Annotated in this window: 12 protein-coding genes; 9 read left to right on the forward strand and 3 right to left on the reverse strand. The window is 44.5% G+C overall.

The features are described 5' to 3' along the window. Nucleotides 1-6 precede the first annotated feature (6 nt). The 3 genes from ACOQOE_RS00470 to gmk all read right to left on the reverse strand — a co-directional run bounded on the left by ACOQOE_RS00470 (nt 7) and on the right by gmk (nt 3157). Nucleotides 7-2142: a RelA/SpoT family protein gene (locus ACOQOE_RS00470; protein WP_420554640.1), complete on the reverse strand. Its 2136-nt coding sequence runs from the start codon at nt 2140-2142 to the stop codon at nt 7-9. Nucleotides 2143-2266: 124 nt separating this feature from the next. After that, nucleotides 2267-2479, reverse strand: a complete 213-nt coding sequence (gene rpoZ, locus ACOQOE_RS00475; RefSeq protein WP_067863102.1) for a DNA-directed RNA polymerase subunit omega — start codon at nt 2477-2479, stop codon at nt 2267-2269. 63 nt (nt 2480-2542) lie between these two features. Beyond that, entirely contained in the window at nt 2543-3157 is a 615-nt protein-coding gene (gene gmk, locus ACOQOE_RS00480) for a guanylate kinase (protein ID WP_067863105.1), read from the reverse strand. A gap of 252 nt (nt 3158-3409) precedes the next feature. Between gmk and ACOQOE_RS00485 the strand changes: the two genes are divergently transcribed. From ACOQOE_RS00485 to ACOQOE_RS00525, 9 genes are all read left to right on the forward strand, one after another. Then, nucleotides 3410-4795, forward strand: a complete 1386-nt coding sequence (locus tag ACOQOE_RS00485; RefSeq protein ID WP_420554641.1) for a peptidoglycan DD-metalloendopeptidase family protein — start codon at nt 3410-3412, stop codon at nt 4793-4795. A gap of 155 nt (nt 4796-4950) precedes the next feature. Next, entirely contained in the window at nt 4951-6318 is a 1368-nt protein-coding gene (locus ACOQOE_RS00490) for a TolC family protein (protein ID WP_067863111.1), read from the forward strand. 30 nt (nt 6319-6348) lie between these two features. Continuing rightward, the gene (locus tag ACOQOE_RS00495; protein WP_420554642.1) at nt 6349-7563 is read left to right on the forward strand and encodes an efflux RND transporter periplasmic adaptor subunit; all 1215 of its coding nucleotides are present in this window, start codon (nt 6349-6351) and stop codon (nt 7561-7563) included. Then, nucleotides 7560-10745: an efflux RND transporter permease subunit gene (locus ACOQOE_RS00500; protein ID WP_420554643.1), complete on the forward strand. Its 3186-nt coding sequence runs from the start codon at nt 7560-7562 to the stop codon at nt 10743-10745. Before ACOQOE_RS00495 ends, ACOQOE_RS00500 begins: the two co-directional genes overlap by 4 nt. Nucleotides 10746-11004: 259 nt before the next feature. Next, entirely contained in the window at nt 11005-11208 is a 204-nt protein-coding gene (locus tag ACOQOE_RS00505; RefSeq protein ID WP_067863120.1) for a hypothetical protein, read from the forward strand. Nucleotides 11209-11325: 117 nt separating this feature from the next. Further along, entirely contained in the window at nt 11326-12114 is a 789-nt protein-coding gene (locus ACOQOE_RS00510; RefSeq protein ID WP_067863122.1) for a putative hydro-lyase, read from the forward strand. A 13-nt stretch (nt 12115-12127) separates the two neighbouring features. Then, nucleotides 12128-12862, forward strand: coding sequence for a 5-oxoprolinase subunit PxpA (locus tag ACOQOE_RS00515; RefSeq protein ID WP_067863126.1), 735 nt, complete (start codon nt 12128-12130; stop codon nt 12860-12862). After that, nucleotides 12859-13536 carry a 5-oxoprolinase subunit PxpB gene (gene pxpB / locus ACOQOE_RS00520; RefSeq protein WP_420554644.1) on the forward strand — a complete coding sequence of 226 codons (678 nt, stop codon included), beginning with the start codon at nt 12859-12861 and terminating at the stop codon, nt 13534-13536. Before ACOQOE_RS00515 ends, pxpB begins: the two co-directional genes overlap by 4 nt. Then, nucleotides 13533-14474 (forward strand): biotin-dependent carboxyltransferase family protein, encoded by a 942-nt coding sequence (locus ACOQOE_RS00525; RefSeq protein ID WP_067863133.1) that lies wholly within the window; start codon nt 13533-13535, stop codon nt 14472-14474. Before pxpB ends, ACOQOE_RS00525 begins: the two co-directional genes overlap by 4 nt. Nucleotides 14475-14488 lie beyond the last annotated feature (14 nt).

Below are 14488 nucleotides of genomic sequence, written 5' to 3' on the forward strand. Positions count from 1 at the left end.
TACGTGCTATTCCCGCGTGATCCGGTTAACACTCTTCAAGTTACGCAACTTTTTCATCACACGAGCCAGATGAATACGGTCAGTCACAGTTACCTCCATATGTACATTAGCTAGCGGCCCTTCATGATCTCCTATATCAATCGCTACAACATCAACACCCGCACTTGCAGCGGTTGTTGCGAGCTCAGCAATAATACCTCGATGAGACTCAACCTCAGTCTTCAAGTTAACGCTAAACTCTTCCTCTAACTTATCGGACCATTCAAGGTAGATACATTTTTCTGGATCATCACGGAGGTAGCCAATATTCCGGCAATCGGTTTGATGGATCACTAACCCTCGCCCCGTACTAATATGGCCGATGATTTTATCGCCAGGAATGGGCAAACAGCATTTCGCATATTGCAGCACCATACCCTCTGTCCCTTTAATGGACATTGGTTTTTGATTACGTAAGCGCTCACTTCCCACTTCATCGCCATTCACAGGCTGCTCGGGGCGCAGGCGTCGTGCTACCACATAGGCCATCCGGTTACCCAATCCAATATCCTCGAGCAGATCATCTAGGCTTGCAAGCTCAGCTTCATGGAGCAGATCACGTAATTTAAACGGATCTATATCATTAACCGAGGTGCCATAATTAGCGAGAAACTGGTTTAACAGGCGCTGGCCAAGCTCGACAGACTCATGCCGCTGTTGGTTTTTCAGATAGTGTCGAATCGCTGTGCGTGCTTTACCTGTTACAACAAAGTTTAACCATGCCATGTTCGGCTGTGCACTAGGCGTCGTGATCACCTCGACAGTTTGACCATTTTCCAAAGGTTGGGACAACGGCGCTAAGCGGCGATTAATACGACAGGACACACAGGAATTTCCTACATCAGTATGTACCGCATAAGCAAAATCAACTGCCGTCGCGCCACTCGGTAATTCCATTATTTTGCCTAAAGGCGTAAAGATATAAACTTCGTCGGGAAATAGGTCCGTCTTAACACTATCGATAAATTCCATGGAGTTGCCCGCACTTTGGTGCATCTCCAATAATCCTTTAACCCACTTGCGAGCGCGCTTATAGGAACCTAAAGCGCTTTCTGAAGCATCACTACCATCATCATTTTTATAATGGCTATGTTCAGCAATTCCTTGACTAGCGACAACATCCATTTCATGGGTACGAATTTGCACCTCAATAGTAATATCTCGTGCACCAAACAGGTCTGTATGCAAAGACTGGTAACCATTTGCTTTAGGAATCGCTATATAATCTTTAAAACGTCCGTGCACAGGCTTATATAAGTTATGTACTGCGCCTAAAGCACGATAACAATCATCTACGTTATCAGTAACTATGCGAAACGCAAACACATCCATAATTTCTGAAAAAGATTTACGCTGCGCTTTCATCTTAGAATAGATGCTATAAAGATGCTTTTCCCGTCCTGTGACAGTACCGCTTAGCCCCTCTTTTTCTAACCGTTTTTCAATTGTTTCCTGAATCGAGCTAATAACATCTTTACGCTGCCCCCGAGCTTGAACCACAGCTCGACGTATATATTTAGCACGCATCGGATAATGAGACTGAAATGCCAAGTCTTCTAGCTCAACTTGAACATCACGCATCCCTAAACGAGCAGCGATGGGTGCATAAATATCGAGTGTTTCACGAGCAATACGGCGCTGTTTATGAGGAGGCATCGCACCTAAAGTGCGCATATTATGTAGACGATCAGCCAACTTAACCAAAATAACGCGAATATCTTCCGCCATGGCCAAAACCATTTTTTGGAAGTTACTCGCTTGCGCTTCGGCTTTAGTTTCAAATTCAAGGTGAGTTAGTTTAGAAACACCATCAACAATATCCGCCACAGATGTACCAAACTGAGACTCGATACCGTCATAGCTGATATCTGTATCTTCAATAACATCATGCAACATCGCCGCCATTAGACTCTGATGGTCCATACGCAGCTCGGCCAAAACATTAGCGGCTGCCAATGGGTGAGTTACATATGGTTCACCACTTTTACGCTTTTGGCCATCGTGCGCCTGTTCTGCGTAAAAATAGGAACGACGCACCTGCTGGATCTGCATTGGATCCAGATAATCGCTTAAGCGTTGTGATAGTGCGTCTATTGTTTGCATTGCCTCTCCATACCACCTGCGTTATACAGAAATAATGCCGTAATAACGCCACTAGGAAAAGTCTTTAATAACGAAAACGCCCTGATAAATCAGGGCGTTTGAAAAGAAATTCTTAACTGAGTAATTAATCGCGTTCGATTTCGTCCAAAATAGAGCGTCCAGTATGGCCTTCAGCGATTTCGCGTAATGCCACAACAGTAGGTTTATCATTCTCCCACTCTACCTTAGCTTCTTTACCGCCAGTAGCCAGCTGACGTGCGCGCTTAGCAGCAACCATTACTAACTGGAAACGGTTATCTACATTTTCCAGGCAATCTTCAACTGTAACTCGTGCCATCGGTAAAACCTCGAAAATTTTGGGGTGTATTTAAAGACCGCGTAGTGTACCGCTTGATCTATATTATGACAAGAGACTAACCAGCAAATCGTGGCAATGATCTTTTTGACGATCAATCTTCATCCGTTGTGCTAAAAAGATACCGTGTAGCTCCATTAGAGCGGTATCAAAGTTGTCATTAATCACCAGATAATCATATTCGGAATAATGACTCATCTCACTTGCCGCTTCAGACATACGTAAGCCAATAACTTCCTCACTATCCGTGCCACGCCCATTCAAACGCTGCTCTAAAACTTCACGCGAAGGCGGCAGGATAAAAATAGATAAGCAATCAGGCATCAAACGCCGGATCTGTTGCGCGCCTTGCCAATCGATCTCTAAAATAACATCTTTTCCTTGTGCTAACTGAGCCTCAACCCAACGCTGAGATGTGCCATATTTATTAGTGAACACTTCAGCAAACTCAAGAAAATCAGCGTCCTCAATCATCTGATTGAATTGCGTCATCGATACAAAATTATAATCAACGCCATCGACCTCGCCAGGTCGCATATCCCGCGTAGTATGAGAAACCGATACAACGATCTCACTATCTTGTTCCAACATTGCTTTAACTAAACTAGTTTTGCCCGCACCAGAAGGGGCAGAAACAACATACAAGGTGCCTTTAGCCATTAGATCATCTACCCTAATCAATCAGATATTATTGAATATTAGTCATTACCGACATATCTATTCATGCAAGTTAGCAAGATAAACTACCCTATTATTTCACTTAAATAGATCTAAAAAATCACATCAATTATTATTTTATCACTAAAATAGTGACTACGCGCAGAGTTACAGTTAGTAAATACGGGCCTTTCAGCCATTAATAATATATGATTAAAATAATATAATTCTAATTTTTAGTATGATGGTAAATTAATGCGCTGGATTTCATCCTCAGCCAATTTTGTTACAGCACTGCCTAAAATCCACCGCAAAGCGCTGGCATTTTTAGCCGTACTGCTACTCATAGCACTCCTTCTTCCCTCTTCGAATAGCTCGGTTAGTACGCCGTTATCCCTGGATCATCTTGTAGATACTGATGCACCTTTATTTGAAACACCCACACTCAGTATCCGTCAATTAAAAGCACCTTGGGCTTTTGACTCAGTGCCCGAAAACGAAACCTTATTGGTACCTGCGGCAGGCCTGCGTAATAGCTATCAATATATTGTGCGTAAAGGCGATACCTTAAGCAGTATTTTTGAGCGTCTACAGCTGCCACAAAAAACCATGTATCAACTTTTAGAGGCCGACCTTAACGTCTTAGCCTTAGATAACTTAAAACCTGGCCATACCTTAGTCTTTGAAAAGCAAGACCAGCTGCTGCAGCGTTTAGAATTACAATTTAGCCTTGCGCACAAAGTAGTCTATCAACGTAAAGAAGGCGACGGCTTTGAGTTTAATGAAGTGCAGCTGGAAGGTGATTGGAAACAGCAACTGATAAGCGGCGAAATTCTTTATAGCTTCACAGGCTCCGGCAAACAAGCAGGTCTAAGCCAATGGGAAGCACAAACCATCACCGAACTACTCAAACAACGTGTTGATTTCCGTCGCGACATCCAACGTGGAGATAAATTTGAAGTACTACTCTCGCGCCAATATGTAGATGGCGAAGCGACTGGCGATAATAAAATTGAGGCGATTCGTATTAAAAATCGGCGCCATGAGATCAATGCCTTCCTGTTTGAAGATAACTATTACGACGAGAAAGGCCGTAATTTAGAGAAAGCCTTTCAACGTTATCCATTCAATGGAAAATACCGCCTTTCCTCTAACTTTAACCCCAAACGACGCCACCCAATTACAGGCTTAATTAGGCCTCATAATGGTACTGATTTCGCGATGCGCGTAGGCTCTCCCGTTGTAAGTATTGGCGATGGCATCGTATCTCGCGTAGTTCGCCATAAATATGCCGGCTTATATATAGAGATCCAACATGGCCAAAGTTATAAAACACGTTACCTCCATTTAAGTAAATCTTATGTAGTTAAAGGGCAACGAGTGAAACGTGGCGAGCGAATCGCCAAATCCGGTAATACAGGCCGATCTACCGGTGCTCATCTTCACTTTGAGCTGCACGTGAACGGTCGCCCAGTTAATGCGATGACCGCAAAAATCCCAATTGCAGTCTCCCTAACCGGCAAGAAAAAATCTGCATTTCAGCGTCAGTTAAAGGATTATTTAGCGAGAATAGAAACTGCCCACAAGCAACAATTAGCGTTAAATAAGCAAGACCCTAACAAACAGGAATCAACACTTTAATACCGACTCCGTAATCTGGCACAATGAGAGAGCAGGTCGATAGGCAGCCTGCTCTTCGTTCACAGCCCAAACTTTACAGTTCTTTACAGTTCCTTTAACCCTTATTTACCCTTACCCCTGTTAATTTACCTCCATTAAAATTAGAGGACGTAAAAATGGACAGGAACCTATCGGGTGCAAGGAATGTAGCTCGCTATACTTTACTGGTCGGGTTATTGACATTAACAGGCTGCTCCGTAACTGAACCCCTAACATTCAGTACTCAAGCACATAATGACCTAGACAGTATAGAGCACTGGGAACAATCAGCGGTGTCCTCCCAAACGTCAGCCAAACTACTGGACCTTATTGATTCAAAAGAGGTTGAATATCTTCTTGAGATTGGTCTAGCTAATAGCCCAGACATCAAACAAACCACCTTAGCTATGCAGATCGCCAACCTATCTGTCACTAATGTTGAGGGCAATAATCTTCCTCAAGCAAGCCTATCTCTCAACCAAGAAAAAACAGAAAGTACTGACTCCGTATTCAATTCAGCCTTACAAATTAGTTGGGCGGTAGATATCTGGGGCCAGATGCAGGACAGCATTAACGCGGAACAATCGAATCTTTCAGGCTCCATCGCTGCGGACAAATATGCTCGCGATCTACTCGCTGCCAGCATCATCGACAATTGGTTGCTGCAAACGGAACTTCAGCAACTCATCAGTATTGAACAGCAACGTACCGCTATTTTAGAAACAAATGAAGCCACTATTGAAGAGCGATACCGTCTAGGTTTAGACAATCTCTCTGACCTTGATACAGCAAAGAGCTCCACTGCCAGTTCACAAGCAACATTAACGGCTTATAAAGAGCAACTACAAGTAAGTCGGCGAGCGCTTAAAACCCTGCTCGGCGGCCATGACGAGCTCCCAGAAACAAACGCTCGCTTCCCTAAAACGAGTATCCCGCTCGCCTCTTTACCCGCACAGGATTTAGGCCGCAGACCCGACCTACAAGAAGCTTACTTAACAATCAAAAACGCTGAATTTAACGCCGATGTGGCATACAAAGCCTTACTTCCCTCCTTCTCTCTAGAAGCCGCTTTTTCAGGGAGCAACGGAAATCTAACGGACGCTCTTTATCAAAGTGCCGCATGGAGTTTATTAGGTCAACTAACCGCGCCGATCTTTCAGGGCGGAAAATTAAGAGCGCAAGCAAGCAGCGCAAAACTAGAAGCAGAACAAGCTTACTGGGCCTATCAAAAAACTTTGCTAGCCGCCGTCAACGAAGTGGAGAACGCTTTAGGGCAGGAAGCTTCGCTGAATAAACAACAACAGCATATCTCCCAAGCGCTAGCTCATGCCCAGCTCAGTAGCGATACCTATAGAGAGAAATATCGTCAAGGGCTGGTTAGTTTTCTTGATCTATTAGAAGTACAGCAGCAAACATTTAATTTAGAAGCTCAACTGACAGAGATTACCTATCAGCGACTAACAAACAGAATAACACTCGGCTTGGCCTTGGGTTTAGGTGTGTAGACAAGCCTATAGCGCTTGAGGAGATTCAACATGAAAGTTTCAAAAATACAATTAGTCATCACATTTATTGCTGCTGGTAGTATTGCCTTAGCCTTTGCGGTTAGCAGTAACGATTTAGAAAGCTTGCAGAGAAAGACCCCTCCTAAAAAGCAGGCTGAATATCCAGTTGTAACAACGGTGCCGGTTTCTACAGGTACTTACACCGCACTAGTTAAAGGGTTTGGTTCTGTCACACCCAACCAATCATTACAGCTAACATCTGAAGTCAGTGGGCGGATCGTCCATCTATCGCCAAAACTTAAAAGCGGCCAAACCTTCAAAGCAGGTGCTGAACTATTAGTCATTGATGACGTGGAGTACCAAGAGGCCGTTGCCAGCGCAAAGTCGGATTTAGCCACCACAGAAGTTGAACTGCTACAAGAACAGCTCAATCAAAAACAAGCCCAAGAGGAATGGAAACGCTCAGGTTTAAAAGGACAACCGAACTCTGATTTAGTTTTCTATATTCCCCAAGTCAAAGCGGCTCAAGCAAAAGTAGAATATGCACGTAAAGCCTTAGAAAAAGCCAAATCAGACCTAGCCTACACCCGGGTTAAAGCGCCATTCAATGCTCAGGTTATATCCCGCTCAGTTGAAACTGGAAGCTATGTGCAAACAGGAACTGAACTGGTGCAACTATACGATACAGACCTAGTGCAAATTTCAGTGCCACTCTCTTCACAGCAGTGGAATAATTTGCCAAATATAGAAGCTATGCAGGGAAAAACAGAAGTCACATTAACAAGTGCTGATGGGAACAAACACTGGACAGGCTTTGTTGCTAGGGCCGAACAGCACCTAGATAGTACAAGCCGTCAACGCTCACTTATTATCACCGTTGAAACCCCCCTCAAGTTAGATACGCCTCTCTACCCAGGTAGTTTTGTACAAGCGTCAATCCCCGGAAAGGCAGTCGGTAATCTCTGGCAGATACCTGCATCATCTCTGACCCAAGATAATAAAATTTGGTATTTGGATGCCAACAGCACACTGCAAGCGGCACAAGCCAATATTCATTTTTCTGCCAATGATTACATTTTTGTCAGTCCTATCGAGGGTTTAAAAGAAACCAATATTGTTATTCACCCCTTAAGCAGTTACCTGCCAGGCATGCGCGCAGTGGATAGAAACGCAACAAAGCAAACAACACAGCAACAACCTAATCGACCAACATCTGTTGAAACTGACAAAAGGGATCAACAATGAGTACATCCAACGAAAGACGCATAAATTACAATGGCATTATTGGTTGGTTTGCAGGTAATAGCGTAGCTGCCAATCTACTCATGATCTGCATTCTTATTTTAGGTGTACTCTCCGTCGACAATCTACGCAAAGAGGCGTTCCCCTCTCGCGAATCAGACACCATTTCCGTATCTGTAAGTTATGACAGCGGTGATGCTTTATTAACTGAAGAAGGGATCGCAGTAAAAATAGAGGAGGCATTAACTGATGTATTAGGCATTAAACGTGTCACTTCAGTATCCAACGCCAGTAGCTCTACTGTTAGTATCGAAAAGAAGAGTGACTATGATCTAGACATCCTTCTAAGGGATGTAAAAAACAAGGTTGATGCGATCTATAACTTCCCCGCGGATGCGGAAAATCCGGTTATTGCCAAACAGGAACGTCTAAATCACGCCTACTCAATTAAAATTTTTGGTGATACCGACCGCTCCACACTGCAAACCTTAGCTGAACAGCTAAAAGCCGACCTTCTTACTAAATCTGCGATCAGCAATGTCACCATTAACGGCGAAGCCGACCGACTTATCTCCATCGAAATAGACGAGAAAAAGCTCGAAGCTTATGACATTACACTGACTGATATAAACAATGCCATCAATGCCGAATCCTCTTCTCCCATATCCACCAGCTTAAGAAATGAAAACAAAGTTATTCAACTCAAAGCATCGACCCAAGCCTATTACACAAGAGCATTCTCTCAAATTCCCCTTATTACAACTGAAACAGGGGCGATTATCCGCTTAGGTGATGTAGCAAAAGTTGAAGATACCTTTGAGGATAGCAGCCTAATTTTATCCCGATATGATGGCCTTAACGGTATAGGCATTGAACTCAGCGTTGATCAAACCGGCGATATAATCAAAATTGTTGATGTGGCCAAAACCGTGGTTGAAGAGTGGAAATCACGCTCAACACTACCCGCCAATATCAGCGTTGAAACATGGAATGATGGCAGTGAAATGATCAGCGACCGCTTATCTCTGCTAATGAAAAACGCCCTCTCCGGTATCGCATTAGTTTTTCTTGTTCTTGCTCTCTTTCTCAACTTGCGTGTGGCCCTATGGGTCACCGCAGGCTTGCCTTTTATATTTAGTGGCACACTGTTTTTTATGACCGACAATTTTACCGGCATGTCGATCAATGAAATGACTACCTTCGGCTTTATTCTTGCCTTAGGTATTGTGGTAGATGACGCTATTGTTGTGGGCGAAAGTATCTACTCCACACGAAGCCAAGAGGGTGACAGCCTAAAAAGTACAATCAAAGGCACCTTAAAAGTCGCTACACCTACTATTTTTGGTATGCTGACGACTATCGCAACCTTCATCGCCTTAAGTAATGTTGAGGGCGGCCTAGGCAATGTTTATGCTCAATTTGCTGTGATTGTAACAATCTGTTTGCTTCTATCATTGGTCGAATCAAAGCTAATCCTCCCCGCTCACTTAGCCCATATTAACACCCACCGAAAACGCGGCAATGGCTGGAAAGATAGTTGGGCGCACGTTCAACACGCCTGTGATAGCGGGCTAAAATGGGTCAACCATAAGCTTTATCTACCACTTATTAAGTGGGCAATCACGTTTCGCTATGCGGCAGGCCTATTTTTTATCGCCATTTTTGTCCTCGTTATTAGCATGCCTTTTAACGGCAATGTCCGCTTAGCCTTCTTTCCAGAAATACCGGGCAGTTCTGTAGAAGCAAGCCTAACCATGCAGGATGATGCCAGCTATGGACTAACGCGAGACAACTTGCTCTACCTAGAAAAACTCGCTACAGAAACAGATAGCGAGTTGCAAAATGGTCACACCCCCAGTGCTATCACTACTGTGGAGGTCATCGCTAGTGATGATTACAACGGTTCCGTTACTATAGAGTTAGCAGATGACGCCCCCTACTCTTTAACCGAATTTGCTGCCCACTGGAAACAGCGGGTAGGTAGCCTAGAAGGGGTGAAAAAGCTCAATATTAAATCACGCTTTGGTAAAGTCGATAATTTCAAAGTAGAGCTCAAAGCTTGGGACGATCAATCCCTAAAACTGGCCGGTCAGCAATTTAGACAAGCACTAGAAAGCATCCCAGGGGTGCAAGGGATCGATGATAACTTCAACTCGGGGCAAGCCCAGCTAAAATTCACCTTAACCGAGCAGGCCTACACGCTCGGCATGACCACTGCAGAGCTATCTCGACAGCTATTACAAGCCTTTGGCGGCGAAGTTGTACAACGCTACCAACGGGGCAAAAACGAAATAAAAGTAAGGGTTCGTTACCCTGAACAATCTCGCCAAACGATTGAAGATGTAATGAATGCCAACGTACGTACTAACGATGGCACCGTAGTACCTCTATCATTAGTCGCCACCGTTACAGCAGATTATCAACAAAACACACGTACTCGAATTGGCGGGCTACCCGCCTACTATGTAAGCGCCAGTGTTGATAAAGAACTCATATCATCCAATGAGTTAGTGCAACAATTACAGCGAGACCTTGTCCCTCAGATAACGGAAGCCTATCCAGACTTATCCATTCACTTTGCGGGAGAAGCCGAAGAGCAAGCAGAAACTGCGGGATCTATGAGTGAGCTATTTATAATGGCGATGCTGGCAATCTATATACTATTGGCCGTGCCGTTAAGATCCTATATCCAGCCTATCATTATCATGACCGCTATCCCCTTTGGCTTAGTCGGGGCTATTCTAGGTCATTGGCTCAATGATATGACACTCACTATCCTTTCCTTTAACGGTATCGTGGCCTTAAGTGGAGTGGTTGTGAACGATAGTTTACTGCTGGTTTCTCGAATTAATGAGAGTTTGAATGCAGGCGAAGATATTCGCAGCGCTATTATTGAAGCCTGTACCGGACGTTTAAGAGCGGTCTTACTGACCTCATTCACGACATTTGCCGGATTAGTGCCCCTATTAAGTGAGACCTCAGCTCAAGCACAATTTATTATTCCGGCTGCCACCTCACTAGGTTATGGCATTCTCTTTGCGACTGTCATTACCCTTATCCTGATCCCTTCATTAATCATGATCCAACATGATGTGATTGCTCTATTACAAAAAATAGGTGTAATGCAAGCAAAACCGATTCTTGGCAATGACGAGACCAGCGTATTAAGCGACAGCAACGCCTGATATAGCTATCAAGGCAAACGCTCGCAGCATTTTATGCGTCCATAAAATGCTGCGACATCTCGACTAAGCCCTCTGACAACAAATTCATAGCATGAATCTATTCAGGAAAAAGAGAGACGGCCCCAAGCTTAAAAAGAGAAGTCGAACAACTGATAAGTTTTTCCTATCAGAAATAGGGTCAATTATTGATTAGACGCCTCCCCTCCTTTCAGCCATGATGACTACTAAGTATGCGTTAAAAGGAAAAGGCCTAAGCAAAATGAGCGATAAGAAAAATAGCACAATACCACTAAATCAATTTCTGGATATCCGCCATGTTGATGAAATAATGAAAGCGGATGAAAACAGTTGGTGGGTACAGCGCCGCTCTATAGGCGTAAACGGCAAGCTCAGCAGCCAATCACGTATTGTATTTTTTGCTCATACCCAAGCCGCCGCCGAACAATGGATAAGAACGCAATAAGAATCTATCCTTAATCTCGCACTACCGATCCGCTTAATAAGGGGTTCATCGTTGCAAACTTCCGCGGATAGATAACTGAAAACTATAGATTCCAGCTCACCATATATAGGGTTAGATATGACATCAGATAAAACGCCTTTACAGATTCGCCAGATGATTCGTCACGGTGAACATAATGCAAATACCTCTGGTCTAGCTCAAGGTTTCGTACAGGGTAACTTGGCCATTATGCCGCAAGACTGGGCTAATGATTTTTTAAGATTTTGCCAACTAAACCCTAAACCTTGTCCTATTGTTGGCATGTCTAACAAGCCCGGTGACTTTATGCTGCCAGATCTAGGTGAAGATTTAGATATTCGCCGCGATGTACCTAAATATCGTATCTATGAAAATGGCCAACTCACACAAGAACTTAATGATGTATCAGAGGTTTGGCGCGATGATCTTGTTACTTTTGTGCTAGGTTGCTCCTTTTCTTTTGAGGAAGCACTGATAGCCGACGGGCTAGAGATCAGAAACATTACAGAAGGCGTCAATGTGCCTATGTATCGAACCAATATTGAATGCCGTCCTGCGGGTCGCTTCAGTGGATCAACGGTTGTTAGCATGCGTCCAATGAAAGCCGCCGATGCAATTCGCGCAGTCCAGATCTGTACACGTTTCCCTTCTGTACATGGTGCGCCACTCCATTTAGGTGATCCATCACAGATTGGTATCACTGATATCAACCAACCAGACTTTGGCGATGCTGTCACAATTAAAGAGGACGAACTACCTGTTTTCTGGGCCTGCGGAGTGACACCTCAGGTCGCTATAGAGCAAGCAAAACCGCCCTTCTGTATTACACACAGCCCCGGTCATATGATCATTACTGATCTACCCAATTCTCGTTTAGCTATTCTTTAATAAGGAGCGGTCTATGTCATTACGCTTAAATTGTGATCTGGGTGAAAGCTTTGGCTCTTGGAAGATGGGCTTAGATGAAGCGGTCATGCCTCATATTGATCAAGCAAACATAGCCTGCGGATTTCACGCAGGTGATCCGTTAGTAATGCAAAAAACATTGGAATTAGCTAAACAAAATAAAGTCACTGTTGGGGCTCATCCTGGCTACCCCGATTTAGTCGGTTTTGGTCGTCGCAGTATTAAAGCCAGCAGCGCTGAATTAAAAGCTATGCTGACCTATCAGATATCGGCTATGGATGGGATGGCTAAATCCGTAGGCTTAACCTTGGAATACGTTAAACCCCACGGTGCAATGTATAACGATATGATGGCTGATAAATCGGTTCGTGAGATTGTTATGCAAACCATCGCAGATTACCACCAGCCGCTGATATTAATGTTACAAAGCACGCCTGAGGCAGAACAGCATCAACAGGAAGCCGATGCTATAGACATCAAACTCTGGTTTGAGATCTTTGCCGACCGCTGTTATGACGACGATGGCAAATTACTCGCACGCAGCCGCGAAGGTGCAGTCCACAATAAAGAAAAAATGCTCGAGCAAGTAAAACAGCTAAAAGAGACAAGTACAGTCACTACTGTCAGCGGAAGCCGACTTAAGCTTCGAGCCGATACACTCTGCGTCCACGGTGACAATATGGATGGTATTAATGCAATCCAGCAGATCCGCGAGCTTATTAGATCATGAACATTAAAGTTGCCGGTGAAAATGCACTCATCATCTACTTTGATGAAAAAACCGACCCCGCCACATCCGCCAAAGTGCAGCAAGCGGTCACTATTTTAGAAACCGAGTTGGCTGACAAACTGATCGACATGGTACCCTCATACGCCTCACTCTTAGTGATCTATGACATGCTCCGCTGTGATCACTTGGAGATTCGTAGTCAATTACGCAAACTCCTTGGCCAGCTAGAAGAAAGCAGCGCTATATCTGGAAAAATAGTGACTTTACCGGCGTACTACAGCACAGAATCAGGCCCCGACTTAGAGGCATTAGCAACACGGGCTCAACTCAATATCGAAGAGGTTATAAAGATCCACAGCGATATGGAATACCGAGTTTATGCTATAGGTTTTGCACCAGGATTTGCTTATCTAGGAGAAGTTGATCCACGTATTGCTGCACCACGTCTATCTACACCTCGCCAGAAAGTACCAAAAGGTGCGGTTGCTATCGCCGATCAGCAAACTGCTGTCTACCCGGCGGTGTCACCGGGTGGATGGAATTTAATCGGCCTTTGTCCAGCGCCTATGTTTGACCCAAAAGCCGAACCGACAATGCCTGTCCAAGTGGGTGATAGAGTTAAATTTGAACCTATTAACCGTGAACAGTTTATCGCGTTAGGAGGCCAACTATGAGTGGTTTTAAAGTACTTCAGCCCGGCCTCCTTACACTTATTCAAGATGCGGGGCGTTTTGGCCACCACCGTATTGGGCTAACAACCGGCGGCCCTTTAGATGCACAAGCCTTCAAATGGGCTAATCGTCTATTGGGAAATGCATTAAATAGCACCCTACTTGAAGTCAGCATCGGCGGGCTCGTACTAGAATCAGAAGTCGACACCCATTTAGTCGTTACTGGCGCTGAAATGCCACTGAAGATCAACGGGGTGGAACAAGATCGTTGGCATGCCCATCACATACACCAAGGAGACCGCATCGAGCTTGGCTTTTCTACTCAAGGGGCTAGAGCCTATTTAGCTGTCACTAATGGCTTTAACGTAGAACACAGTTTTTCCAGTAGCTCGACCGTCTCCCGCGAAGGCATTGGCGGGCTGAATGGCGGAAAACTACAGCAGGGTGATTATCTACGCTGCGAACCTGACACTCAAGGTCAAGCGTTTCGCTTAGCTGAGCATCATCGCCCAAGTTACACCGATAATATAAGCCTACGTGTTATTACTGGCTATCAAGAACAAGCCTTCAGCGATCTTGATAAACGTATGTTTTTTAGCAGCGAATATGAAGTAACTAATCGGGCAGACCGTATGGGCTATCGCCTTTCAGGCCCGGAAATAAAAGCATCAATGGATGGTATTTTATCGGAAGGGATCTGCCATGGCGCTATTCAAATTCCAGCCGATGGCCAGCCAATAGTACTGCTTAATGATCGCCAGACTATTGGCGGTTACCCCAAAATAGGCTCAATGATCTCCCTTGATACCGCCCGCTTAGCACAGCAATTACCAGGCTCTACCGTCTCATTTGAAGAGATCAGTATTGATGAAGCCCATAACTTACACTGCCTTGCCCACGTAAAATTTGAACGAACAACACCCGAAAACATAGGCAAGTAGTACGTTAAGAGACG

This window comes from Neptuniibacter marinus, from assembly GCF_965223595.1.
GTDB classification, from domain to species: Bacteria; Pseudomonadota; Gammaproteobacteria; order Pseudomonadales; family Balneatricaceae; genus Neptuniibacter; species Neptuniibacter marinus.